This is a genomic window from Streptomyces sp. NPDC050743, from assembly GCF_044456925.1.
GTDB lineage: Bacteria > Actinomycetota > Actinomycetes > Streptomycetales > Streptomycetaceae > Streptomyces.
In genome coordinates this window covers 42291-64957 of record NZ_JBITGJ010000043.1, presented here as the reverse complement: position 1 = coordinate 64957, position 22667 = coordinate 42291, and the positions used below count along the sequence as shown (strand labels likewise).

The following is a 22667-nucleotide window of genomic DNA, read 5'->3' as shown; positions in this document are numbered from 1 at the left end:
AACTCTACTATCGAATGCGCGTTCGCCCATGGGCCCGAAACCGGGCACGGCGGCCCCTGCGGACCTGGGTTGCACCCCCTTTCGTACCGGCGTTCCCTGGAAGTACTGGCGGTGCAGCGGCGGAGGTGACAGAGGTGAAGGCCGTCGTCTACGAAGAGCCCTTCAGCGTGGTGGTGAAGGACGTCCAGGATCCCCGGATCCAGCATCCGAACGATGTGCTCGTACGCGTCACGTCGAGCGCGATATGCGGCTCGGACCTGCACATGTACGAGGGCCGCACGGCGGCCGAGTCGGGCATCGTCTTCGGACACGAGAATCTCGGCATCATCGAGGAGGTCGGCAACGGCGTGACCTCCCTGTCCAAGGGCGACCGGGTCGTGATGCCGTTCAACGTGGCCTGCGGATTCTGCAAGAACTGTCTGGCCGGGAAGACCGGCTTCTGCCTGACGGTCAATCCCGGATTCGCGGGCGGGGCCTACGGCTATGTGGCGATGGGCCCGTACAAGGGCGGCCAGGCCGAGCTGCTGCGGGTGCCGTACGCCGACTTCAACTGCTTGAAACTGCCTCCGGGCGACGAGTTCGAGACCGATTTCGTGCTGCTCGCGGACATCTTCCCGACGGGCTACCACGGCTGCGAACTCGCCCAGGTGTCCCCCGGTGAGAGCGTGGCCGTCTACGGCGCCGGACCGGTGGGGCTGATGGCCGCCTACTCGGCGCTGCTGCGCGGCGCGGCGAAGGTGTTCTCCGTCGACCGCGTGCCCGAGCGGCTCGCCAAGGCCGAGGAGATCGGGGCCATCCCCATCGACTTCACCAAGGGCGACCCGGCGGAGCAGATCAAGGAGCAGACCGGAGGTGAGGGAACCGACAAGGGCGTCGACGCCGTCGGCTACCAGGCCCAGGCGCACGACGCCAGCCACGAGGAACCCGCCATCGTCCTCAACGAACTGGTCATGACGGTACGGCCGACGGGCATGCTCGGCGTGCCGGGGCTGTACGTGCCCTCGGACCCGGGCGGTCCCGACGACCACGCCCGGCACGGTCAGCTGCTGGTCTCCATCGGCAAGATGTTCGAGAAGGGCCAGCAGATGGGCACCGGTCAGTGCAACGTGAAGCGGTACAACCGCCAGCTGCGCGACCTGATCATCGCCGGGCGGGCCAAGCCCAGCTTCGTGGTCTCCCACGAGCTGCCGCTGGACCAGGCGCCCCAGGCGTACGAGAAGTTCGACAAGCGGGTCGAGGGCTACACCAAGGTGGTGCTGCACCCCGGTCACGCGCTCGCCGCGTGAGACCCGGGTCCACGGGTCCGGGCGCCCCAGGTGCCCGGACCCGCTCGATGCGGCACGCTTGACGGCGATCACACGCGTTCGTCGGTTAATGTCACCGGATGCTCGATGCCAACCGCTCTGGCACCGCCACGGCCTCTCCCCGGGCCGCCGCCACGGAGTTCGCCGTACCCGTGTCACCCCTGCCGCGCACCGGGTTCGCCGGTCGGTGTGCGCGGGCGCTGGCGCATCCCTACGCCCGGCTGTCGCTGTTGCTCGCTCTGCTCGCCGGTGCCGCCGCGTGCGTGCTGGCCTTCGAGCCGCAACGGCTGCTCACGCACGGGTGGCCGCCGCAGCTGAGCGGGGCGGCGGCGGCCACGGTCTTCGGCGTGGCGTACGGGCTGTGCACCGTGGCGTTCGTGCCGCGCCCCCTGCTCAATCTGGCGGCGGGCGCGCTGTTCGGCTCGCAACTGGGGCTGGCGACGGCGCTGGCGGGCACGGTGCTCGGGGCGGGCGTGGCCTTCGGGCTTGGCCGGGTTCTCGGCCAGGACGCGCTGCGCCCGCTGCTGCGGGGCCGCTGGCTGAAGGCGGCCGACGGTCAGCTGAGCCGGCACGGGTTCCGGTCCATGCTGGCGGCCCGGCTCTTCCCGGGTGTGCCGTTCTGGGCGGCGAACTACTGCGCGGCCGTCTCCCGCATGCGCTGGTGGCCGTTCCTGCTGGCCACGACAGTCGGCTCGGTCCCGAACACCGCCGCCTACGCGGTCGCCGGCGCCCGCGCCGCCGCGCCGACGTCTCCCGCCTTCCTGATCGCGATGGCCGCTATCGCCGTACCGGCGCTGCTGGGCGCGGTGGTGGCCTGGCGCAAGCGTCACCACCTGCGCGGCCGGTAAGGGCCGCACCGGTCAGACGCCCTCGAGGACCATCGCGTTGGCCAGTCCGCCCGCCTCGCACATCGTCTGCAGGGCGTAGCGGGCGCCGCGCTCGCGCATGGCGTGGACCAGGGTGGTGGTCAGCCGGGTGCCGCTGGCGCCGAGCGGGTGGCCCAGGGCGATCGCGCCGCCGTGCACGTTGACCTTGCCCAGGTCGGCGCCGGTCTCCTGCTGCCAGGCCAGCACCACGCTGGAGAACGCCTCGTTGACCTCGAACAGGTCGATGTCGGCCACCCCCAGCCCGGCCTTGCGCAGCACCTTCTCGGTCGCCGGGATCACCCCGGTGAGCATCAGCAGCGGGTCGGAGCCGGTGACGGCGAAGCTGTGCAGGCGGGCGAGCGGGCGCAGGCCGAGGCGGGCCGCGGTGTCGCTGGAGGTGATCAGCACGGCGGAGGCACCGTCGTTGATGGGGCTGGCGTTGCCCGCGGTCACGTTCCACTCGATCTGCGGGAAGCGCTCGGCGAAGCCGGGGTCGTAGTAGGCGGGCTTGAGGCCGGCGAGGATCTCCGGGGTGCTGCCGGGGCGGACGCACTCGTCGCGGGCGACGCCGTCCAGCGGCGCGATCTCTGCGTCGAACAGGCCGTTGTCCCAGGCCGCGGCGGCCTTGCGGTGGGAGGAGACGGCGAACTCGTCCATCCGCGCGCGCGTGAGGGACCACTTGGCGGCGATCAGCTCGGCGCTGACGCCCTGCGGGACCAGGCCCTCGGGGTAGCGCTCGGCGATGCCGGGACCGAAGGGGTCCTTGCCCGCGGGCACGTTGGACCACATCGGCACCCGGCTCATCGACTCCACACCGCAGGCGATCACGAGGTCGTACGCCCCGGACATGACGCCCTGCGCGGCGAAGTGCACGGCCTGCTGGGAGGAGCCGCACTGGCGGTCCACCGTGGTCGCCGGGACCGTCTCGGGGAAGCCGGCGGAGAGGACGGCGTACCGGGTGGTGTTCATGGCCTGCTCGCCGACCTGGTCGACGGTGCCGCCGATGACGTCGTCGATCAGCGCCGGGTCGACGCCGGAACGCTCGACCAGGCTGCGCAGGGTGTGGGCGAGCAGCTGCACGGGGTGGACATGGGCGAGGGAGCCGTTCGGCTTGCCCTTGCCGATGGGGGTGCGTACGGCTTCGACGATCACTGCGTCGCGCATGGCGGGGCCTCCTTGGCCGCCTGGCTGTCCGCGGCGGGCCACGGCAGCTACCAGTGAGTAGGAAATCCAAACTCACCATAACGCCGAGGGTTGGAAAATCAAACCCTCCTCTAGACTGGCCCCATGGCCGCCCCGAAAGACCCGCGCCCCTGCTCCATCGCCGACGCCCTCGCGCTGGTCGGCGAGAAGTACTCCCTGCTCGTCCTGCGCGAGGTGTTCCTGGGCAACGGCCGCTTCGACCAGCTCGTGCGCAACATCGGCGCGCCGCGCGACGTCCTGGCCACCCGGCTGCGCCGGCTCGTGGACGCCGGAATCCTCACCAAGCGCGTCTACAGCGAGCGCCCGCAGCGCTTCGAGTACCGGGCCACCCAGGCGGGCCTGGAGCTGGAGGGGGTCCTGATGACGCTCAAGGAGTGGGGCGACCGCCACATCCGCAAGGGCAGCGACCTGCCCATGGCCATCGAGCACGCCTGCGGCAACGAACTGGTGCCGGTCGTCACCTGTCGGGCCTGCGGCGACGAGGTCCGCCACGAGGACCTCACAGCCCATCCGCAGGCGCCGGGGTGGACGCGCACGGGACCGGCGGCGGCGTAACAGCACCCCCCGAAGGGGCGCGGGGCTGTGGTCGATGTGCGGCTACCGCCGCGTGGGCGCGACCAGCCACGACGAAGCCGCAGAGGCCCGGCGTTCCAGCGCGGCGCTACAGCGGCGTACCGTACACATCGAGCCGCCCGCACATCCCGAACCGACCCTCCTCGAAGGGTTGCCCGGCCCGTACGACGGCCTCGGCAAGGTGCGTCGCGTCCCCCTCGGCCAGCCGCTCCAGATGCCGCCCCGTCGCCTCCGCCGCCGCCAGCGCGCCGCGCCGCCACCGCTCTCGCCACTCGGCGACCCGGGGCCCGACCAGCGCGGCGGCGGCCCGGTGGAAGGCGGCCAGCGCCTGCGGCCCCGAAGCCTCGCGCAGCGACCGGTAGCCCTCCAGGGCCAGGTCACGCCGAGCGCGGGCGATCCGCTCCCGCTCGGGCTCCGGCGCGCCGGCCGGGATCGTGGTTGCGGCGGCGTACGTCTCCGGATCGGCCAGGTACTCCGGCGGGAGCGTGAGCACCGCGTCCCCGGCCTCCGGCAGCCCGCTGTTCTGCATGAGGACGGTGATGCGCAGATCGCCCTCGTTGACCAGCCGGTGGATGGTGCCCGGCGTGAACCAGGCGACCGTGCCGGGCACGAGCGGGGTGACCTCGTAGCCGGACGCGGTCAGCGTCTGGACCGCGCCCCGGCCGCCGGTGACGACGTACGCCTCCGAACAGGCAAGGTGCACATGGGGAGTTCCGCCCCGCACCCCGTCGGGGGCGGGCCAGTCGTACACGCACAGCCGGGACACGGCGACCCCGCCCGGCAGACCCGTGAACGTGTGCTCCCCGGCGCTCACCACGGATGCGCCTGCAGGTACTTCACCACGTCCTCCCGCTGCCAGGCACCGTCCGCCACCACGACCCGGTAGCGGCGGCGGAGCGTGTCGCCGGGGGCGAGTTCCAGCTCCTCGAAGAAGGACCAGGAAGGGGCGACGGCGGCGAAGGGCTCGTTGCGGACGAACCAGTGGGCGGGGTGGGTGCCGCTCGCGCCGGAGTGGTCGTTCTCCGGGGCGTGCGCGAAGACCAGGGTGGCGTGGCCGTCGATGCCGTCGTGTTCACCGCAGTAGGCGAGCCAGGGCGCCTGGGCGCCCATCAGGGCGGGGCCTTCCTCCTCCGGGCCGGTGATCCGCCCCTGCCGGAAGGCGCGCGGACCGCGCCAGAACAGGCCGGTGTAGCCCGCCAGTTCACGGCTGGCGGTGGTCGGGCTGCCGAAGCGGAGCGGCTCGGCCCGCCGGTTGGTGATCGCGCTGGTCCACGTCAGCGCCCAGGAGCCGGAGCCCGGGTCGACGTCGTGGACCTCGATGCGCCGCTCCTCCTCGGCCCACAGCTCGCCGTCGTACGGATGCCAGGTCAGCCGCTCGGCGAGCACCGCCCGGCCGTCGGCCGCGGAGACCTCGTCGAAGCCGGCGTGGCGCATCGAGCCGACCCGCTCGGGCAGTTCGAGGTAGCCCTGCCCGTGCACGTAGGTGTTGCCGCCCCACAGGTTCGCCCCCGACAGGTGCGAGGCGGTCAGGGACAGGCCCTTGTGCCAGCGGTGGTCGTTCGGGCGGTAGTCGGTGACGACGGCACCGGCGAGGGTGCGGACCGGGTGGAGGTAGGGTCGGGGAGCCTCCCAGGCGGCCTCGGCGCGGTAGACGTAGGCGAACAGCTCGACCCCGGTGGCCGGTTCGGAGACGGTGATCCGGTCGCCGTACGCGTGGACGAGCCGCAGTCCGCCGGTCATGCCGGGACCTCCTCGGCGGTCACGGGCGCCCAGCCGGGGGCGCCGCCGTGCAGGGCGGTGTAGTACGGGTCGCCGGGGACGATCTCGCCGGCGCGGACGGTCGTGTCGGTGAAGGCCGACTTGTACAGGGCCGTGATCAGCTCCAGGCTCGTGTGCCCGTCCGCGCCGCTGCTGCGCGGCCGCTCACCGGCGCGCATGCTCGCGACCAGTTCGCGCAGCTGGGCCAGGTGCGAACTGGGCACGTCCGGGCCGAAGTCCCGCCATCGCTCCGCCTGTTCGGCCGGTACGTCCGGGGCCGGGACGATGCGCCAGTCGTCGTTGGCGTGCCCGTAGAGGTGGGTCAGTTCGACGGTCGCGCGCTCGCAGTCGATGCGGATGCGACTGACCTCGTCCGGGCTCAGCACGCTGTTGACGACGGTCGCGAGGGCGCCGCTCGCGAAGCGGACCAGCGCGGTGGAGACGTCCTCCGTCTCCACGTCGTGCACCAGCCGCCCGGCCATGGCCCGTACCTCGCTCCACGGCCCGAGCAGGTCCAGCAACAGGTCCGTCTGGTGGATGCCGTGGCCCATGGCCGGGCCGCCGCCCTCGGTGCGCCAGCGGCCCCGCCAGGGCACGGCGTAGTAGGCGGTGTCCCGGTACCAGGTGGTCTGACAGTGCGCCACCAGGGGCCGCCCGAGGGCGCCTTCGGCGAGCAGTCGGCGCGCATGGCGGGATCCGGAGCCGAACCGGTGCTGGAAGACGATCGCCGCGTACGGCCCGCCGTCCGCGCCCTCCTCCGCCTCGATCGCGTCGAAGTCGGCGAGCGAGGGCACCGGCGGCTTCTCGCACCACACCCAGGCCCCGGCGCGCAGCGCGGCCACGGTCTGCGCGCGGTGCAGGGTGGGCGGGGTGCAGATGCTGACCAGGTCGGGCCGCTGCTCGGCGAGCATCCGGTCGAGGTCGGTGTAGGCGTGCGGGATGCCGGTCTCGGCGCAGAAGGACTCGACGGCGCCCCGGTCGATGTCGACGGCGGCGACGACCTCGGTCTCGCCCTCCCGCGCGAGCTGAGCCAGTGCGGGCAGATGAGAGCCGCGCCCGATGGCGCCGGTGCCGATGACGGCGGCCCGGATGCGCCGGCCGGTGAACGGGGCTGTCAGACGCGGGCTTTGGGGCCTGGGCGGGAGGGGAGAGGGCGGCATGGGCGGGTTCAGCACTCCTCCGGTACGGCGGACGCGCGGGCCGACAGTGCGGAAGTGATACGGCGAGCAATGCAGCAAGCGCTTTCTCCTGCGCTGCAACGTAAGCGGCCGGGCCGGGACCGGTCAACACCGCGGACCGTCCGGGGCTGCCCAACCCCCGTTTCCGCGCCATCATCCGGGCCCGCTACGCTGCCCTCGACATTTGATCATCCTTTTACCTTCTCAGCACTTGGACGCCGTACCTCCATGTCTTGGTTTGAATCCCTCGTCCTCGGACTCGTCCAGGGGCTGACCGAGTTCCTGCCGGTCTCCTCCAGCGCGCATCTGCGGCTGACCGCGGCGTTCTCGGGCTGGAAGGACCCCGGGGCGGCCTTCACGGCGATCACGCAGATCGGCACGGAGACCGCGGTGCTGATCTACTTCCGGAAGGACATCGGCCGGATCGTCTCGGCCTGGTTCCGCTCGCTGTTCGACAAGGCGATGCGGCGGGACCACGACGCGCAGATGGGCTGGCTGGTGATCGTCGGCTCGATCCCGATCGGGGTGCTGGGCGTGACGCTGAAGGACCAGATCGAGGGGCCCTTCCGCGATCTGCGGGTCACCGCCACCATGCTCATCGTCGTCGGCCTGGTCATCGGCGTCGCCGACCGGCTGGCGGCCCGCGACGAGACCGGCGGCCGGCACCGCGCGCCCAAGCAGCGCAAGGCGCTGGAGAACCTCGGCGTCAAGGACGGCCTGGTCTTCGGGCTGTGCCAGGCCTGCGCGCTCATCCCGGGCGTCTCCCGCTCCGGCGCGACCATCAGCGGCGGCCTGTTCATGGGCTACAAGCGGGAGGCGGCCGCCCGCTACTCCTTCCTGCTCGCCATCCCGGCGGTGCTCGCCTCCGGCGCGTTCGAGGTGAAGGACTCGGTGAGCGAGGGGCATGTGGCCTGGGGCCCGACCCTGTTCGCGACGGCCATCGCGTTCGCCTCCGGCTACGCCGTCATCGCGTGGTTCATGAAGTGGATCTCCAACAAGAGCTTCATGCCGTTCGTCTGGTACCGCCTGGCCCTCGGGAGCGTCATCGTCGCGCTGGTCTCGGCGGGCGTCCTCAGCCCGCACGCGGCGGAGTCGGCGGGCTGAGCGCGGGCACGTCACATGGCTCTCACCCAGCAGTTCGCCCGCGTCACCCCGCACTACCTGGAGCACTGCCGGGCGACGGCCCTCGCCTCCCCCGACGCCGCACCGGGCTGGGCCCCGCCGCCGACCGACACCCTGGACACGGACTGGGCGCTGTGGGGCCTGCTCCGGTTCTGCCGCGGCCCGGGTGCCGACGCCGCCGCGGCGTACGTGCTCGAGCGGGTGACAGGCGGCGCCCCCGCCGAGGACATGGACTTCCTCGACCACCCCGACGTACACGACGGTTTCGGCGGTCCGCCCCGGCTCCTGTCCGTCGCCGCTGTTTCGGACATCTCCCGGGCCCTGGACGAGACGGACCTCGACGCCCTCCTCGCCCGGCTGCCCACGGCGCCGCCCGCAGCAGCCGTCGCCTGCGGATTCCCTGGCTTCAGCGGTGACCTAAGGGCCTACCTGGCCGGGCACTTCACCGCCATCCGCGCCTTCTTCCGCGAGGCGGCCCGGCGGGGCATGTGCGTGGTGGTCTGGGTCGACTGAGGCCGCGACGGCCGGCGACGGTGACCAACCGCAGGCCTTCTGTGTAGCCGGACGGTAGCGCAGTGTCAGTGCTTACCCCTAGGCTGTCTGCATGTCCCCCGATGTCCTGCCCTCTGGCACCGTGCGGTCCGCCGCCGAGGTGAACGAGCAGATCCGGGCGCTGTGGCTGCGTGCGGGCGGCACCCTGTCGGCCCAGGAGCGCGCGGAGTACGAGCTGTTGGTGGTCGAGTGGGCCAAGGCGATCCGCGGTGAGGTCATCGAGGCGGCCTGACCCGGGCGGCGACCCGCTGCCGCCTGCCCACGCCCGCAGACACGCGAGCGCCTCGTCCACCACCGGCTACGGCCGCTCCTCGCGCAACGCCCTTGTGGCCCGCTCCGGTTCGCGGGCCCGCACCAGGTCATGGACCTCGGTGGCCGGCGCTGTCACGTCCTCGATGCCCCCGATCCACTCGTCGGCGTACCGCGCGGCCGCCTCCCCCGCCAGGCCGAGCCGCAACGACCGGTACGGCAAAGGACTGTGGCGCGGATCCCGCTCCGGGTCCCACTGCCCCCGGGCCGGGGCCCGACGCAACCGCCGCTTCCAGGACGCCCGGTCCTCGTGCGGGGCGGGCACGTAGCGCCTCAGACAGGGGTGCCGCAGGGCCCACTCGAATTCCGCATGGTCGATCTCCACGGCGAGTACGGTCTCCTGACCCTCCTTCGCGCCCCAGCCGCAGCGGGTGCGTCATCCACGGGAGGGACGGCCGTGTGCACAGTCCGGCCCGCTTCGAAAAGAGTTCGGTTTCTCGCGACGGACGCCGCCTGCCTCCTCGTAGAGCAGAGGAAGGCACCACCCGTACCGCTACGCACCACCACCCTTGGTCCGACTCGCGAACCTACGAGGTACCTGTGGCTCTCCTCTCGACACTCCGTCTTCACCGCCACCCGCGGTCGCAGGGGCGTCTCGTCGTCGGGTTGCTGGCACTCATCGCCGGAACCCTGCCGAGTGCGTCGGCCGACGCCGCCACCCCGCCCTCCGGATCGGTCAGCGACGCTGCGCCCACGATCACGTGGAGCGCCGGTCCCTTCGCCGTCCCGAACCTCTCCGGCACTACCGGGACGGTGAGCTGCGGGAATGCGCAACTCTGCGACGACTACACCCTGAAGGTGTCGGTGCCCGTGGGCTACGACGCCGGTCACAGCCTGCGCGTCGACGTCAAGTGGCCTGACCCGGCCGCCGACTTCGACCTGTACGTCCTCGACGCGGACGGCCGCGAGGTGGCCGCCTCCGCCTCTTCCAGCGACCCGGAGACCGTGCTGCTTCCGGCGGTGACGGCGTCGTACACCGTGCGCGTGGTGCCGTACGCCCCGCTCGGCGACAGCTTCACCGGCACCGCGAGCCTGGTCGCCGACCCGGCCGCTCCGCCGCCGAGTACGGCGACCCCGCCGACGTATGCGAACTCCTCGGCGCCGGACAGCATCAAGGACGCGCACAACGCCGGCGAACCCTCCATCGGTGTCGACCGCGCGACCGGCGCCGCGATGTTCCAGGCGTACACCTCGACGCTCAAGGTCACCTACGACAGTGCCGGCACCGCCACCTGGCAGGACAAGAGCGCCGGCGCGGCCAACGGCTGTCCCCAGGGCAGCACCACCAGCCTCGACCCGATCCTGTTCACCGACCCGGCGACCCACCGCACCTTCGAGTCGCAGCTCGCCGGCAAGACCGCTCTGACCTGCTACACCGACGACGACGGCGAGACGTGGACGCCGACAGGCGGCTCGGGCATCGACTCCGGTGTGGATCACCAGACCATCGGCGCCGGCCCCTTCACCACGGGCGAGCCGGGCCCCGTCACGGCATACCCCAACGCCGTCTACTACTGCTCCCAGGACATCGCCGACGCCTCCTGCGCGATCAGCAGGGACGGCGGTCTGACGTACGGGCCCGCCGTTCCGATGTACTCGCTGCTGGACTGCGGCGGCCTGCACGGGCACGTGAAGGTCGCTCCGGGCGGCACGGTGTACGTGCCCAACAAGGGCTGTGGCGGCAACCAGGCCGTGGCCGTCTCCGAGGACAACGGGCTCACGTGGACCGTCCGCAAGAACCCGTCCAGCACCCCCGGCGACTCCGACCCGAGCGTGGGAATCGGCGCCGGCGGGACTGTGTACATGGGCTACCAGAACAGCGACGGTACGGCGCGGATCGCCGCCAGCCACGACAAGGGCAAGACGTGGCTGTACGACCAGAACGTCGGTGCGTCCCTCGGCATCAAGAACATCGTCTTCCCCGCCGTGACCGCCGGCGACGACAACCGCGCCGCCTTCGCCTTCCTGGGCACCACCACCGGGGGCGACTACCAGGACGCAGCCGGCTTCAAGGGCGTCTGGCACCTGTACGTGGCCACCACCTACGACGGCGGCCAGTCCTGGGTCACCGTCGACGCCACCCCCACCGACCCGGTACAGAAGGGGTCCATCTGCACGGGCGGCACCACCTGCGGCCAGGACCGCAACCTCCTGGACTTCATCGACGTCACCCTCGACGCCCAGGGCCGTGTGCTCGCTGCCTACGCCGACGGCTGCACCGGCACCTGCGCCACCGGCGGCGCGCAGAACTACGACGCACTGGCCTCCATCGCCCGCCAGTCCTCCGGCAACACGCTGTACGGCGCGTACGACGCCGTGGTCGCCGTCAAGCACAAGAACTCCAAGGGAGGCCGCTAGGTGAAGCCGTTCACCCCGGCTGCCGTTCTGGTCGGCGCCTTCATCGGTCTCGCGGCCGTCACCGGATGCTCGCCCGCGCCACGGAACGCCGGACCTTTGCGAGCGACGCCGTTCACGGCCGCCTCCGCACCCGGCGGCTGCCCCACCGCCGCCTCACTGCCGCTTCCCAAGGGCTTCCCGGCGGATCTGCCGGTGCCCGAGGGCGCGGTCGTGACCTCGGTGGAGCACCGCACCGGCGGCCGGCTGATCGTCGCCACGGTCGTCCGGAGCAGCTTCGACGCCACCCTGGCCTTTCTGCGCAAGCAGCTCCCCAAGGCCGGATACACCCTGAAGAACGGTGAGGTGGAGAAGGACGACGCCGAGTCGGACTTCTCCTCCACGACCGTCCTGGGCCGCTGGACGCTGCGGAAGATGCCCGACTGCGAGGGAGGGGTCTACGTGACATACCTGACGTCTGCGGTCTCCTGAACTCGGCCCGGCCGAGGCCTCTTCCCGGCCGGTGGCACCGCGAGTGGCCACCTTTCGCGGCGAGCGGCACCACGTGCGCCCCGAAGGGTGGTCCGTCGTCTCGAGACCCACTGGTGCCGGCCCGGCCTTTCGGACAGGCTGCGGCGCATGGACTGGATGCCCCTGCTCTCCACACTGGCCGGTGCCGCCATCGGTATCGCGGCCACTCTGATCGCCGATCGCAACCGGTGGCGACGGGAAGAAGCCAGGCACGCGCTGGAGATACGGCGCGAGGTGTACACCGTGTTCGTTACCGCCCTCAAAGCCGCAGGTGAAGATATACGCGCCGTCGCCTTGGGCGATCACATGTCCGCGTCTGCACGTGACGCGGCCGTGCGGGAGGCCGTCCGCGGCACCGGCATCTACACAGCAAGTGAACGCCTCTGGCTCGTGGGGCCGCCGCAGGTCGTGACGGCGGCAAACGAAGCGTTCCACGGTCTGCGCGCCCTGCGCGACGCCTACGCCCGAGGGGTGGCTGTCGGCTCCGACGAGGAAGCGCCCCTGATAGCGCGGCGGCGCGCGGCCATGGCGCAGATGCGTCACATCATGCGTGAGGACCTGGGTATCGGACCGCTGGGTATCGAGTGACCGTCACCGTCCCCGCGTGAAGTACCGCTACCCGTTGCATTCTTCGGACCTCGCCGCCGCAGCTCGGCATGGACACCGCCGTCACCGAGCCGGCGGGCTTCACGAACGTGCGGCCTGTCTGCGGACAGGTAGGCCTGACAGACGGTGCCCATGGAGTCCATGCACCGGACCCGAATGCGGAACTTCGGTGCGGGTTCGATCGGTTGTTCGTTCATGGGGGCAGGTCGGGGTCGTCTCCGTGCCCCGCACCACCGAATCACCCCGCACGCCTCTTGGCTCCGCGCCCGCCATGCCCAAAACTGTCCCGATGACCCAGCGCGCTGAGCTCGCGACCGTGATGGACCGGCTGGCCGTGGACGAGTTGATCACCGCGTACGCGGTGGCGGTGGACGACGGGGACTGGACCGCGTACCGGATGCTGTTCACGGCGGACGGGCGGGCCGACTACCGTTCGGCCGGCGGCATCGAGGGCGACGCGGGACAGGTCGCCGGGTGGCTCGCGGACAGCCTCGCGGTGTTCGCCATGCGCCAGCACCTGATCGTCAACCGCCAGGTCCGGTTCGGCTTCCTGGAGCACGACACCGGCGACACGGCCTCGGTACGGGCGGACTACCTCAACCCGATGCGCTTCACGACCAACGGCAGCCCGACGGCGCCGGACCTGGTGTGCGGCGGCCGCTACGGCTTCACCCTGCTGCGCACACCGGAGGGCTGGCGGCTGCGCGAGGTGGTCGTCGAGGAAAAGTGGCGACAGCTGCCGGCCAAGGCTGCACCGGCCCCCTAGGGGCCGTGTCGGCATGCGGTTCCGCCGCGTGGGCGCGGCAGGCGCATACCGGCCCGCGGCCGCCCGGACCGAGCTCTTCCGCGCACACCCCATGCCCCCTGTCCTAGATCGCTCCGGACGCGCACACTGGAGTGAGCGCAGGGTAGGGAGGGCCCACATGAGGACGATCGACCACTGGCTGACCTCCCCTTGGCGGCGCTCCGGCGTGGCCGCGATCGCCGGTGCCCTCCCCGTGCTCGCCTTCCCCGCGCCGGCCCTGTGGTGGTTCGCCTACGTCGCCCTGGTCCCCTGGATCCTGCTGGCCCGCTCGGCGCCGACCGGGCGCCGCGCGGCGTACGACGGCTGGAGCGGCGGCTTCGGCTTCCTGGTGGCGGTGCACCACTGGCTGCTGCCGAGCCTGCACGTGTTCATCTTCCTGATAGCCGTCCTGCTGGGCGCGCTCTGGGCGCCCTGGGGCTGGCTGGTGCGCCGGTTCCTGGGCGGGCGGCCGACGCCGGGGCGGGGTGCCGCCGCGGTGCTGGTGCTGCCGTCCGGCTGGCTGATGGTGGAGCTGGTGCGGTCCTGGCAGGGGCTCGGCGGGCCGTGGGGCATGCTGGGCGCCAGCCAGTGGCAGGTGTCTCCGGCGCTGCGCCTGGCCTCGGTCGGCGGAGTGTGGCTCCTGAGCTTTCTGGTGGTGGCCGTCAACGTGGCGGCGACCGTGCTGATATCCGTGCGCGAGGCCCGCGTCCCGGCCATGGCCTCGCTAGTCGCCACCGCCGCCGCGACCTCGGCCGCGTGGGTCTGGGCACCGCGTCCGCAGGTCGACGGGCAGGTGCGGATCGCCGTCGTACAGCCCGGAGTCGTGGACGGGCAGGACAGCGGCGGGCGGCGTTTCGCGCGGGAGGAGCAGCTGACCCGGAAGCTCGCCGGGCGGGACCTCGACCTGGTCGTGTGGGGCGAGTCCAGCGTCGGGTACGACCTGGGCGACCGGCCCGACCTGGCCCGGCGGATCGCCGCGCTGTCCCGCGCGACCGGGGCGGACGTGCTGGTGAACGTGGACGCCCGCCGCTCGGATCGGGCCGGGATCTACAAGAGTTCGGTGCTGATCGGTCCGGACGGCCCGACCGGCGACCGGTACGACAAGATGCGGCTCGTGCCCTTCGGCGAGTACATACCGGCGCGCTCGCTGCTCGGCTGGGCCACCTCGGTCGGCAAGGCGGCCGGCGAGGACCGCGGCCGCGGCACCGAGCAGGTCGTGATGAACGTCGGGCACGGACTGCGGATCGGCCCGCTGATCTGCTTCGAGACCGCGTTCCCCGACATGAGCCGGCATCTGGCGGAGGACGGCGCCGACGTCCTGCTCGGACAGTCCGCCACATCCACCTTCCAGGACAGCTGGGCGCCCGAGCAGCATGCCTCGCTGGCCGCGCTCAGGGCCGCCGAGACCGGCCGCCCGATGGTGCACGCCACCCTCACCGGCGTCTCGGCCGTGTACGGTCCGGGCGGGCAGCGGCTCGGTCCGTGGCTCGGCACCGACGCGAGCGGCGCCCACGTGTACGAGGTACCGCTCGCACACGGCATCACGCCGTACGTCCGCTACGGCGACTGGCCGGTGCACGGCGCGCTGCTGGTGCTGGCGGCGCTGTGCGTCACCGAGAGCCTGCGGGCGCTCAGGCTGCGGCGGAACGGTCCCCAACCGCTCGTACCACACGCTCGCACAGCTCGTGAGTCGCCAGCGCGTCCCGGGCGCTGAGCACCTTCCCGGCGCGCACGGCGTCGAGGAAGGCGAGGACCGCCTGCTCGATGCCGCGCTGCCGGGCCACCGGCACCCAGTCGCCGCGGCGGCGCACGGTCGGCTGACCCTTGTGGTCGATCACCTCGGCGAGGTTGACCACCTGGCGCTTGGTGTCCTGCCCGGAGACCTCCAGGATCTCCTCCGCGGAGCCGCTGAGCCGGTTCATCACGCCGAGCGCGGTGAAGCCGTCCCCGGCGAGCTGGAGCACGACATGCTGCAGCAGCCCGCCCTCGACGCGGGCCCGCACGGTGATGTCGTCGACCGTTCCCGGCACCAGGAAGCGCAGGGTGTCGACGACGTGGATGAAGTCGTCCAGGATCATCGAGCGCGGTTCCTCGGGCAGCCCGATGCGGTTCTTCTGCATGAGGATCAGCTCGCGCGGGTGCTCCAGGCACTGCGCGTACCCGGGCGCGTACCGGCGGTTGAAGCCCACGAACAGGCAGACCCCGCGCTCCTCGGCGAGCCGCACCAGCCGCTCGGAGTCGGCGAGTTCGTAGGCGATCGGCTTGTCCACGAACGTCGGTACGCCCGCCTGGAGCAGCCGGGTGACGATCTCGGGGTGGACGGCGGTCGGCGCGTGCACGAAGGCCGCGTCGAGACCGGCGCCGAGCAGCGAGTCGAGCGTGGCGTGGCGCCGGCCGGCCGGCAGGTGCAGGCTGTCCGCGACCCGGTCGAGGGTGGCGGGCGTCCTGGTCTGCAGGTGGAGCTCGACTCCCGGCTGCATGGCCAGCACCGGCAGGTATGCCTTCTGCGCGATGTCCCCGAGTCCGATGCAGCCGACCTTCACGTGCTCTCCCCTACCGCTTGGTTGCCTCTCCGGCAGCATACGGGGGCCGCCAGTCGGCGATGTCGTCGAAGCCGCGCAGGAGGAGCGCGGGTCCGGCCTTGGACAGGGCCGCGATCACGGTGTCGCGTACGGCGGTGGTGACGGGGTTGCCGGCCATGTTCACGCGGGCGGCCTTGACGGCCTGGCGGGCGATCGCGGTGGTGCGCGGGAGCCGGGCGGCGGTGTAGGCGGCCAGGTCGTCGCGGTGGTGCGCGAGCACGACGGCGTCCTCGATGGCCTGGTTGCCGCCCTGGCCGAGGGTCGGCGGCATGGCGTGGGCGGCGTCGCCGAGCAGGGCCACGCGGCCCAGGTGGTAGGCGGGCAGGGGCGTGGCGATGTGGCGGACGTCGTGCCGGAGCACGTCCTCGGGGCGGGCGGCGGCGAGCACGGCGGGAATGGGGTCGTGCCAGTCGCCGAACAGGCGCAGGAGTTCGGCCTTCTCGTCGTCGGGTGCCCGCCCGCCGGCCGGGGTCATGGCCGCCGCGTAGGCGTAGACCCGGCCGTCCTTGACCGGTTGGGTGCCCCAGATGCGGCCCCTGCCCCAGGTCTCGTGCGGGTCGAACCGCACGCCGGGCACCGGGATCAGCACCCGCCAGGTGGTGAACCCCGCGTACTGCGGGCCGGGATGCTCCGGGAACAGGGCGTGGCGGACACGGGAGTCGATGCCGTCGGCGCCGACCACCAGCTCGGCTTCCAGCTCGTCGTCGCCGACGCCCACCCGGGCGGGCCGCCGTCCGTCGCCGGGGTCGGTGAGACGCGCGGCGGCCGCGGTGCGGACGACACCGGGCGGCAGCAGGCCCGCGAGGCGGTCGACCAGGGTGGCGCGGGGCAGCAGGACCAGCGGGCCGCCGAAGCGGGCGGCGGTCGCCTCGGCGCTGGACCGGGACAGCCACCGCCCGCTCGGGGTACGCAGCCCGCCGTCCCCCTGCCAGGCGGCCAGGTCGCGGATCTCCTCGCCGATGCCGAGCACGTCCAGGGCGCGCAGGGCGTTCGGGGCGAGCGAGATGGCCGCGCCGACCGGTTCCAGGGAGCGGGCCCGCTCCAGCACGGTCACCTCCCGGCCCGTGCGGTGCAGGGCTGCCGCCGCGGCCAGGCCTCCGATGCCGCCGCCGATGACGATCGCGCGCGCCGACTGAACCATGGCTCCTCCCGAGTCCCGAGACTACGCCTGTAGTGCCTGCAACTCTACTACAGCTGTAGTGAGACAGATAGGGTCACCTCATGTCCGTACGCACCCCCGGCGCCCCCCGTGCCGACCTCGTCGCCGACGCCGCCCTCGCCCTGCTCGCCGAGCGCGGGATGCGCGGGCTGACGCACCGGGCCGTGGACGAGGCGGCGGGGCTGCCGCTGGGCTCGACGTCGAACGTGGCGCGCACCCGGCAGGCACTGCTGGAACTGGCGGTACGCCGGCACGCCGAGCGCGAGGCCCGGGTGCTGGACCTGACCGAGATGCCGGATCCGGCCGGCGGACCCGAAGCGCTGGCCGACGGGCTGGCCCTGGCCGTGCACCGCTCCCTGACCCGGGGCCGCGACCTGCTGATCGCCCGCTACGAACTCGCCCTTGAGGCCACCCGCCGCCCCGAGCTGCGCGCCTTCTACGACCGGACCGGTGCCGTCTTCAAGGAGCAACTGGCCGCGATGCTCACCGCCGTGGGCTCACCCGACCCGGCCCGGCATGTGCTGTCCCTGGTCGCCTGGACGGACGGGCTGATGTTCTCCTGCGCGGCGGGGTCGTTCAGCGCGGAGGAACCGGGCCTGGAGGAGATCCGCAAGGGTCTGCGGGAACTGCTCGCCGGGATGCTGGCCCGGTGAAAACCCCTGGTGGGTGCAGCTCTTCTTCGATGAGGATACGAACATGACGACCGAACGCCGAGAGCCCGCCCTGAACGCCGGTGAACGCGCCATGCTGGAGGGCTGGCTGGACTACCACCGCCGGACGCTGGCCTGGAAGTGCGAGGGCCTGACCGACGAGCAGCTGCGGACCGCGTCCGTGCCGCCCTCCGAGCTGTCCCTCATGGGCCTGGTACGGCACATGGCGGAGGTGGAACGGGGCTGGTTCCGCAAGGTCCTGGTGGGCGACGACCCCGGCCCGGTCTACTGCACGGAGGAGGACCCGGACGGCGACTTCCATCTCACCGAGGCCGACACCTGGCAGGAGGCGTACGCGGCCTGGCAGGCGGAGATCGGGATCGCCCGGCGGAACGCGGCCGGCTTCGAGCTCGACGATCTGTCCCAGGGAAAGAGCAGGTTCAGCGACGAGCCGTTCAACCTGCGCTGGATCTACACCCACATGATCGAGGAGTACGCCCGGCACAACGGCCACGCCGACCTGATCCGCGAGCGGATCGACGGCGCCACCGGCGACTGACGTCAGCCCCGGCACGCCGAAACCCTCCGTACGGGGCACGAGATCACCCGTGCGGGGGCATCGACCTCGGCTCCCTGGTGCCAACCCGGGCGCGGACCAGCAGAGTTGCCCGGGTGCATCGAACGACGACCACCGCAGCGCTCCTGGTCACCGTGGCCGTCTCGGCCCTCTCCGGCTGTGTGACGGTACAGCGTCCCGCGCCACCCGCGCCGCCGAGGGACACGGCCCCCTCCCTCCCGACGGCACCCCGGCCGGACGGCAGCGCAAAGCCCCGGGCTGTACAGGCGCCGGCCCAGGAGGCACTGGAGATGACGGGTCCGTCGCGGCGTCCGAAGCACGCCACACCGGCCACGCCGCAGCACACGGTGGAGGCTACCCCGGTCGTGCGCCGTCCCCCGGCCGCTCCGCCCGCTCCCCCGCGTCCTCGCGAGCGCCCCCGGCGGCCGCAGAGCCCCGTCCCCGACCTGCCGAACGCGGTTCCCAAGGCCCCGAACGTGTGCGCCCTGGGCAGGCGGTACGGCGGCTGGCGGGCAGACAGCCCGGCGGCGGAGATCTGCGAGCGGACCTATGGCCACTGAAGGCGCCCCGAAGGGACGCGGCGCGCCCCGGTGCCCGCTAGTCACCCAGCCGCAGCTCCAGCCGCCCGATCGCCGCCCACACCCCGTCGCCGTACCCGTCGTCGGCCAGAGCGGCGGCGGCATCGCGCGCCCGGCGCAAATGGCCGCGGGCGGCCTCGTCCCGGCCCAGCTTCACATAGTCGGCGGCGAGATTGAGATGGAGCGAGGGAATCAGCCCCAGCGCACTCGGCGGAGCGCCCCGCTCCTCCGCCGCGGACAACGCCCTGAGGTCCCAGGCGAGTTCGTCCTCCGGGTCGTCCTGGGTGTCCGCGAGGTAGTGGGCCAGGGTGCAGCGGTGCAGCGGGTCGCCGTCCTCGCCGATCTCCGCCCACAGGTTCAGGAAGCGGCTGCGGGCCTCCTCGCGGTCGCCTCCGTGGTGCAGCATCACGACCTGCCCGATCCGCGTCAGCAGGGCATCGGGTGCCGCCTGCTCCTGTTGCTCCGCCACGGTTGCCCTCCGGGCTTTCGACCGTTGTTTGGTGCTGACGCTAAACGGCGCCGCGAGGATTCTCGGTCAGGCGGCGCCGTGGCACCTTCGGCCGGTGGGCAACCGCGGGACCGTCGTGGCTGGTCGCGCCCACGCGGCGGAGCCGCATATCGACAAAGCCCCGCGCCCCTTTGGGGCGCCCTCCCGGCCCTGCGACATCAGCCCAGGTTCGGGATCCGCCAGTCGATCGGCTCATGCCCCTGCGCGGCGATCGCCTCGTTGATCCGGGTGAACGGGCGGGAGCCGAAGAACTTCTTCGCGGACAGCGGCGAGGGATGCGCGCCCTTGACCACCACGTGCCGCTCCTCGTCGATCAGCGGCAGTTTCTTCTGCGCGTAGTTGCCCCACAGGACGAAGACCGCCGGGTCCGGGCGGGAGGCCACCGCGCGGATCACCGCGTCGGTGAACTTCTCCCAGCCCTTGCCCTTGTGCGAGTTGGCCTCGCCGGCACGGACCGTGAGGACCGCGTTGAGCAGCAGCACGCCCTGCTGGGCCCACGGCATCAGATAGCCGTTGTCCGGGATCGGCAGGCCCAGCTCCTCCTGCATCTCCTTGTAGATGTTCCGCAGGGAGGGCGGGGTCTTCACGCCGGGGCGGACCGAGAAGCACAGGCCGTGGCCCTGGCCCTCGCCGTGGTACGGGTCCTGGCCCAGGACGAGGACCTTGACCTGCTCGTACGGCGTCGCGTCCAGCGCGGCGAAGACCTCCTCGCGCGGCGGGTAGACGGGACCCCTCGCCCGCTCCTCCTCGACGAACTCGGTCAGCTGCTTGAAGTAGGGCTGCTGCAGCTCGTCGCCCAGAACCCCGCGCCAGGACTCGGGCAGCATGGCGATGTCGGTCACGTCAACGTCCTCATGGTCGATCGACTACGTCGTGCGGTCACTTGCAGGATTCAGAACCTACAGGCGACCACTGACAACCGGCACGCCAAGGCCGGTTCACCGACGCTCACCAGCTGGTCTTGCGGTGCAGTGCCCACATCATCATGATCGTCGACGGGTCGAGGGCCTGCTCGCCGCCGGAGATCTCCTCGCTGGCGGCGATGAACTGCCGGCCCTGCCAGAGCGGGATCAGCCGCGAGTCGTTGACGAAGACCTGCTGGGCCTCCTCCATGTCCTTGACCGTCTGGGCGCGGTCGCTCTCGGCGCGCGAGTGGGGCAGCAGTTTGTCGGTGATCTCCTTGGACGGGTAGGGCGTGCCGAGCGCGTTGTGCTCGCCGACGAAGGGGGCGATGAAGTTGTCGGCGTCGGGGAAGTCCGGGAACCAGCCGCGCCCGAACACCGGGTACTCGCCCTTCTGGTAGCCGACCACGTAGGTCTTCCAGGGGCGGCTCTTGAGCGTGATCGTGAACAGCCCGGAGGCCTCCAGCTGCCGCTTGAGCTCCTGGAACATCAGCGCCGTCTCGGAGCCGTAGCGGTCGGTGGTGTACCAGAGGGTGAGCGGGACGCGCTGGTGGATGCCCGCGTCGGAGAGGATCTTGCGGGCCTTGGGGACGCTCGGGTCGCCGTAGTCGTCGAAGAAGCCGGTGGTGTGTCCGGTCAGGCCCCTGGGGACCATCGAGTACAGCGGGTCGACCGTGTCCTTGTAGACCTTGTGCGCGATGGCGCCGCGGTCGACGATCTGGGCGACGGCCTTGCGGACGGCCGGCTGCTTGGCCCAGGAGTCCTTGGGGTTGAACACCAGGTAGCTGATGTCGATACCGGCGCCGTCGACCAGCTGCAGGTTGCTGTTGCCGTGCTGCTGAAGGGTGAGGATGTCGTCGGCGGCGAGGCCGCGGTAGGTGACGTCGATCTGCTTGTCCCGCAGCGCCTTGACCATCTGGGCCGAGTCCTGGAAGTAGCGGATGGTCACCGCGTCGTTCTGCCGCTTGGCGAAGCCCTGGTAGTTGCCGTTGGCGACGAGGACGGCCTCCTTGCCCTCCTCGTAGGACTGGACCTTGTACGGCCCGGAGCCGTAGACATTGCTGTCCTTGCGCAGGGAGCGCGCGGGGTAGTCGTCCGGGTCGACGATCGACATGGCCGGCGTGGCCAGCACGAACGGGAAGGTGGCGTCGGACTGGTTGAGGTGGAAGACGACCTCGCGGTCGCCGAGCGCCTGCACCCGGTCCAGGCTGCCGAGCAGACCGGAGGGTCCACCGGGGGCGTTGATCGTGCGGATGCGGTCGATGGAGTGCTTGACGGCCCGGGCGTCCAGCGGGTCGCCGTCGGCGAACTTCATGCCCGCGCGCAGCGTGCAGCGGAAGGTGCGGCTGGACGAGTCGGTGAAGGAGCAGTTCTCGGCGGCGTCGGGCTGGGGGGCGGCGGCACCGCTGGGGAAGGCCAGCAGCGTCTGGAAGATGTTCCGGTACAGCTCCCAGGAGCCGTCCCAGGCGCCTGCGGGGTCCAGCGTGCTGGGGGCACTGGTGGTACCGACGACGATGGGGCCCTTGCTGTCGCCGTCGCCGTCGGACAGCAGACTGCAGCCGGCCACCAGGGATATGGACGCGATCGCCGCGACTCTCCGCAGGAATCGGTTCCGGTTGAACACGCGCACGCTCCTCGATCTGCCATACCAAGGGTCGGCAGACCATACCGCAGCGTTCGCGCCCCTGAACCTCCCCGGAAACAGGCCTTCTTGATCGATTTCGCGATGACGACGTTGTCAGTCCGAAGTGCGGATTCAAGGGGGCTTCCGGGCGCCGATCCGTCCGAAAATCGGCGCCCGGAAGATGGCTCAGCCGACGCCGGCGTTCAGGAAGATGCCGCCGTCCACGACGAGCGTCTGACCGGTGATCCAGTCGGACTGCTCGGAGGTGAGGAAGGCGGCGGCCCCGCCGATGTCGGAGGGCACGCCGAGCCGGCCGAGGGGGTAGGCGGCGGCCGCCTCCTCCTCGCGGTTCTCGTACAGCGCCTGCGCGAACTTGGTCTTGACCACGGCCGGGGCGATCGCGTTGACCCGCACCCTCGGCGCGAACTCGTGCGCCAGCTGCTGGGTCAGGTTGATCATCGCGGCCTTGCTGACGCCGTAGGCGCCGATGAACGGCGAGGGCGCGAGGCCCGCGATCGAGGCGATGTTGACGATCGCGCCGCCGTTGTCCTTCTGCCAGGCGTGCCAGGACTTCTGGGCGAAGCCGAGCGCCGAGATCACGTTGGTCTCGAAGACCTTGCGGGCGACACTCAGGTCGAGGTCGGCGATCGGGCCGAAGACCGGGTTGGTGCCCGCGTTGTTGACCAGGAAGTCGAGGCGCCCGAAGGCCTCCATGGTGCGCTCGACGGCCTCGGTCTGGTGGTCCAGGTCGTGCGCCTTGCCGGCGACGCCGATGACCCGGTCCGCGCCGAGCTTCTCGACGGCCTCCTTCAGCGCGTCCTCGTTGCGGCCAGTGATGCACACGCGGTCGCCACGGGCGACGAGCGCCTCGGCGACGCCGTAGCCGATGCCGCGGCTGGCGCCCGTGACCAGGGCGACCTTGCCCGAGAGCTCGGGGAGTTCAGCGGAAGTCATGTACCCGTATCCC

25 protein-coding genes are annotated in these 22667 nt (G+C 71.8%); 14 read left to right on the top strand and 11 right to left on the bottom strand.

The window, feature by feature from the left end; genetic code table 11:
* Positions 1 to 134: 134 nt before the first annotated feature.
* Positions 135 to 1286, top strand: coding sequence for a glutathione-independent formaldehyde dehydrogenase (locus tag ACIBJF_RS31910; RefSeq protein WP_356305804.1), 1152 nt, complete (start codon positions 135 to 137; stop codon positions 1284 to 1286).
* Between the two features lie 98 nt (positions 1287 to 1384).
* A complete protein-coding gene (locus ACIBJF_RS31905; RefSeq protein ID WP_399178911.1) occupies positions 1385 to 2152 on the top strand; it encodes a TVP38/TMEM64 family protein in 768 nt (255 codons plus the stop codon).
* A gap of 12 nt (positions 2153 to 2164) precedes the next feature.
* Here the strand turns inward: ACIBJF_RS31905 and ACIBJF_RS31900 are convergent, their stop codons facing one another.
* Positions 2165 to 3334: a thiolase family protein gene (locus ACIBJF_RS31900; protein WP_399178909.1), complete on the bottom strand. Its 1170-nt coding sequence runs from the start codon at positions 3332 to 3334 to the stop codon at positions 2165 to 2167.
* Positions 3335 to 3457: 123 nt separating this feature from the next.
* On the opposite strand from ACIBJF_RS31900, the gene ACIBJF_RS31895 reads away from it, so the two are divergent.
* Entirely contained in the window at positions 3458 to 3928 is a 471-nt protein-coding gene (locus ACIBJF_RS31895; RefSeq protein ID WP_399178907.1) for a winged helix-turn-helix transcriptional regulator, read from the top strand.
* 106 nt (positions 3929 to 4034) lie between these two features.
* Here ACIBJF_RS31895 and ACIBJF_RS31890 read toward each other — a convergent pair whose 3' ends face one another.
* From ACIBJF_RS31890 to ACIBJF_RS31880, 3 genes are read right to left on the bottom strand one after another with little or no spacing between them, the layout of a single operon-like run.
* Complete coding sequence (locus tag ACIBJF_RS31890) at positions 4035 to 4760, bottom strand: cupin domain-containing protein (protein WP_399178905.1); 726 nt, start codon at positions 4758 to 4760, stop codon at positions 4035 to 4037.
* Positions 4757 to 5686 carry a PmoA family protein gene (locus ACIBJF_RS31885; RefSeq protein ID WP_399178903.1) on the bottom strand — a complete coding sequence of 310 codons (930 nt, stop codon included), beginning with the start codon at positions 5684 to 5686 and terminating at the stop codon, positions 4757 to 4759. The genes ACIBJF_RS31890 and ACIBJF_RS31885 overlap by 4 nt, the downstream gene beginning before the upstream one ends.
* Complete coding sequence (locus tag ACIBJF_RS31880) at positions 5683 to 6864, bottom strand: Gfo/Idh/MocA family protein (protein ID WP_399178901.1); 1182 nt, start codon at positions 6862 to 6864, stop codon at positions 5683 to 5685. Before ACIBJF_RS31880 ends, ACIBJF_RS31885 begins: the two co-directional genes overlap by 4 nt.
* Positions 6865 to 7110: 246 nt before the next feature.
* Between ACIBJF_RS31880 and ACIBJF_RS31875 the strand changes: the two genes are divergently transcribed.
* From ACIBJF_RS31875 to ACIBJF_RS31865, 3 genes are all read left to right on the top strand, one after another.
* Positions 7111 to 7986, top strand: a complete 876-nt coding sequence (locus tag ACIBJF_RS31875) for an undecaprenyl-diphosphate phosphatase (protein ID WP_399178900.1) — start codon at positions 7111 to 7113, stop codon at positions 7984 to 7986.
* Between the two features lie 15 nt (positions 7987 to 8001).
* A complete protein-coding gene (locus ACIBJF_RS31870; RefSeq protein ID WP_399178898.1) occupies positions 8002 to 8517 on the top strand; it encodes a DUF1877 family protein in 516 nt (171 codons plus the stop codon).
* A gap of 91 nt (positions 8518 to 8608) precedes the next feature.
* Positions 8609 to 8788, top strand: coding sequence for a hypothetical protein (locus ACIBJF_RS31865; RefSeq protein ID WP_351807966.1), 180 nt, complete (start codon positions 8609 to 8611; stop codon positions 8786 to 8788).
* A 66-nt stretch (positions 8789 to 8854) separates the two neighbouring features.
* Here ACIBJF_RS31865 and ACIBJF_RS31860 read toward each other — a convergent pair whose 3' ends face one another.
* Positions 8855 to 9190, bottom strand: coding sequence for a DUF4291 family protein (locus ACIBJF_RS31860; RefSeq protein WP_399178897.1), 336 nt, complete (start codon positions 9188 to 9190; stop codon positions 8855 to 8857).
* Positions 9191 to 9471: 281 nt separating this feature from the next.
* Here ACIBJF_RS31860 and ACIBJF_RS31855 point away from each other — a divergent pair, with 281 nt between their 5' ends.
* The 5 genes from ACIBJF_RS31855 (at position 9472) to lnt (ending at position 14834) form a co-directional block, all read left to right on the top strand.
* On the top strand, positions 9472 to 11223 hold the full coding sequence (locus tag ACIBJF_RS31855) for a hypothetical protein (RefSeq protein ID WP_399178895.1): 1752 nt from the start codon (positions 9472 to 9474) through the stop codon (positions 11221 to 11223).
* Positions 11224 to 11691, top strand: coding sequence for a hypothetical protein (locus tag ACIBJF_RS31850; RefSeq protein ID WP_399178893.1), 468 nt, complete (start codon positions 11224 to 11226; stop codon positions 11689 to 11691). It begins immediately after the preceding gene.
* 147 nt (positions 11692 to 11838) lie between these two features.
* Complete coding sequence (locus tag ACIBJF_RS31845; RefSeq protein ID WP_399178891.1) at positions 11839 to 12318, top strand: hypothetical protein; 480 nt, start codon at positions 11839 to 11841, stop codon at positions 12316 to 12318.
* Between the two features lie 307 nt (positions 12319 to 12625).
* A complete protein-coding gene (locus ACIBJF_RS31840; protein ID WP_399178889.1) occupies positions 12626 to 13102 on the top strand; it encodes a nuclear transport factor 2 family protein in 477 nt (158 codons plus the stop codon).
* A 157-nt stretch (positions 13103 to 13259) separates the two neighbouring features.
* Entirely contained in the window at positions 13260 to 14834 is a 1575-nt protein-coding gene (gene lnt / locus ACIBJF_RS31835) for an apolipoprotein N-acyltransferase (protein ID WP_399178887.1), read from the top strand.
* Here the strand turns inward: lnt and ACIBJF_RS31830 are convergent.
* Complete coding sequence (locus ACIBJF_RS31830) at positions 14752 to 15663, bottom strand: Gfo/Idh/MocA family protein (RefSeq protein WP_399178886.1); 912 nt, start codon at positions 15661 to 15663, stop codon at positions 14752 to 14754. The two genes, lnt and ACIBJF_RS31830, sit on opposite strands and share 83 nt — an antisense overlap.
* A gap of 10 nt (positions 15664 to 15673) precedes the next feature.
* A complete protein-coding gene (locus tag ACIBJF_RS31825) occupies positions 15674 to 16843 on the bottom strand; it encodes an FAD-dependent monooxygenase (protein WP_399178884.1) in 1170 nt (389 codons plus the stop codon).
* Positions 16844 to 16923: 80 nt separating this feature from the next.
* Between ACIBJF_RS31825 and ACIBJF_RS31820 the strand changes: the two genes are divergently transcribed.
* The 3 genes from ACIBJF_RS31820 to ACIBJF_RS31810 all read left to right on the top strand — a co-directional run bounded on the left by ACIBJF_RS31820 (position 16924) and on the right by ACIBJF_RS31810 (position 18648).
* Positions 16924 to 17514 carry a TetR/AcrR family transcriptional regulator gene (locus ACIBJF_RS31820; RefSeq protein ID WP_399178882.1) on the top strand — a complete coding sequence of 197 codons (591 nt, stop codon included), beginning with the start codon at positions 16924 to 16926 and terminating at the stop codon, positions 17512 to 17514.
* A gap of 43 nt (positions 17515 to 17557) precedes the next feature.
* A complete protein-coding gene (locus ACIBJF_RS31815; protein ID WP_399178881.1) occupies positions 17558 to 18070 on the top strand; it encodes a DinB family protein in 513 nt (170 codons plus the stop codon).
* Positions 18071 to 18378: 308 nt separating this feature from the next.
* Positions 18379 to 18648 carry a hypothetical protein gene (locus ACIBJF_RS31810; RefSeq protein WP_399178879.1) on the top strand — a complete coding sequence of 90 codons (270 nt, stop codon included), beginning with the start codon at positions 18379 to 18381 and terminating at the stop codon, positions 18646 to 18648.
* A 37-nt stretch (positions 18649 to 18685) separates the two neighbouring features.
* On the opposite strand, the gene ACIBJF_RS31805 is transcribed toward ACIBJF_RS31810, so the two are convergent.
* The 4 genes from ACIBJF_RS31805 to ACIBJF_RS31790 form a co-directional block, all read right to left on the bottom strand.
* Positions 18686 to 19135 carry a hypothetical protein gene (locus ACIBJF_RS31805; RefSeq protein ID WP_351807978.1) on the bottom strand — a complete coding sequence of 150 codons (450 nt, stop codon included), beginning with the start codon at positions 19133 to 19135 and terminating at the stop codon, positions 18686 to 18688.
* 197 nt (positions 19136 to 19332) lie between these two features.
* The gene (locus tag ACIBJF_RS31800) at positions 19333 to 20016 is read right to left on the bottom strand and encodes a uracil-DNA glycosylase (RefSeq protein ID WP_399178876.1); all 684 of its coding nucleotides are present in this window, start codon (positions 20014 to 20016) and stop codon (positions 19333 to 19335) included.
* A gap of 106 nt (positions 20017 to 20122) precedes the next feature.
* On the bottom strand, positions 20123 to 21700 hold the full coding sequence (locus ACIBJF_RS31795) for an ABC transporter substrate-binding protein (protein WP_399178874.1): 1578 nt from the start codon (positions 21698 to 21700) through the stop codon (positions 20123 to 20125).
* Positions 21701 to 21886: 186 nt separating this feature from the next.
* Positions 21887 to 22654, bottom strand: a complete 768-nt coding sequence (locus ACIBJF_RS31790; RefSeq protein WP_399178873.1) for an SDR family oxidoreductase — start codon at positions 22652 to 22654, stop codon at positions 21887 to 21889.
* Positions 22655 to 22667 lie beyond the last annotated feature (13 nt).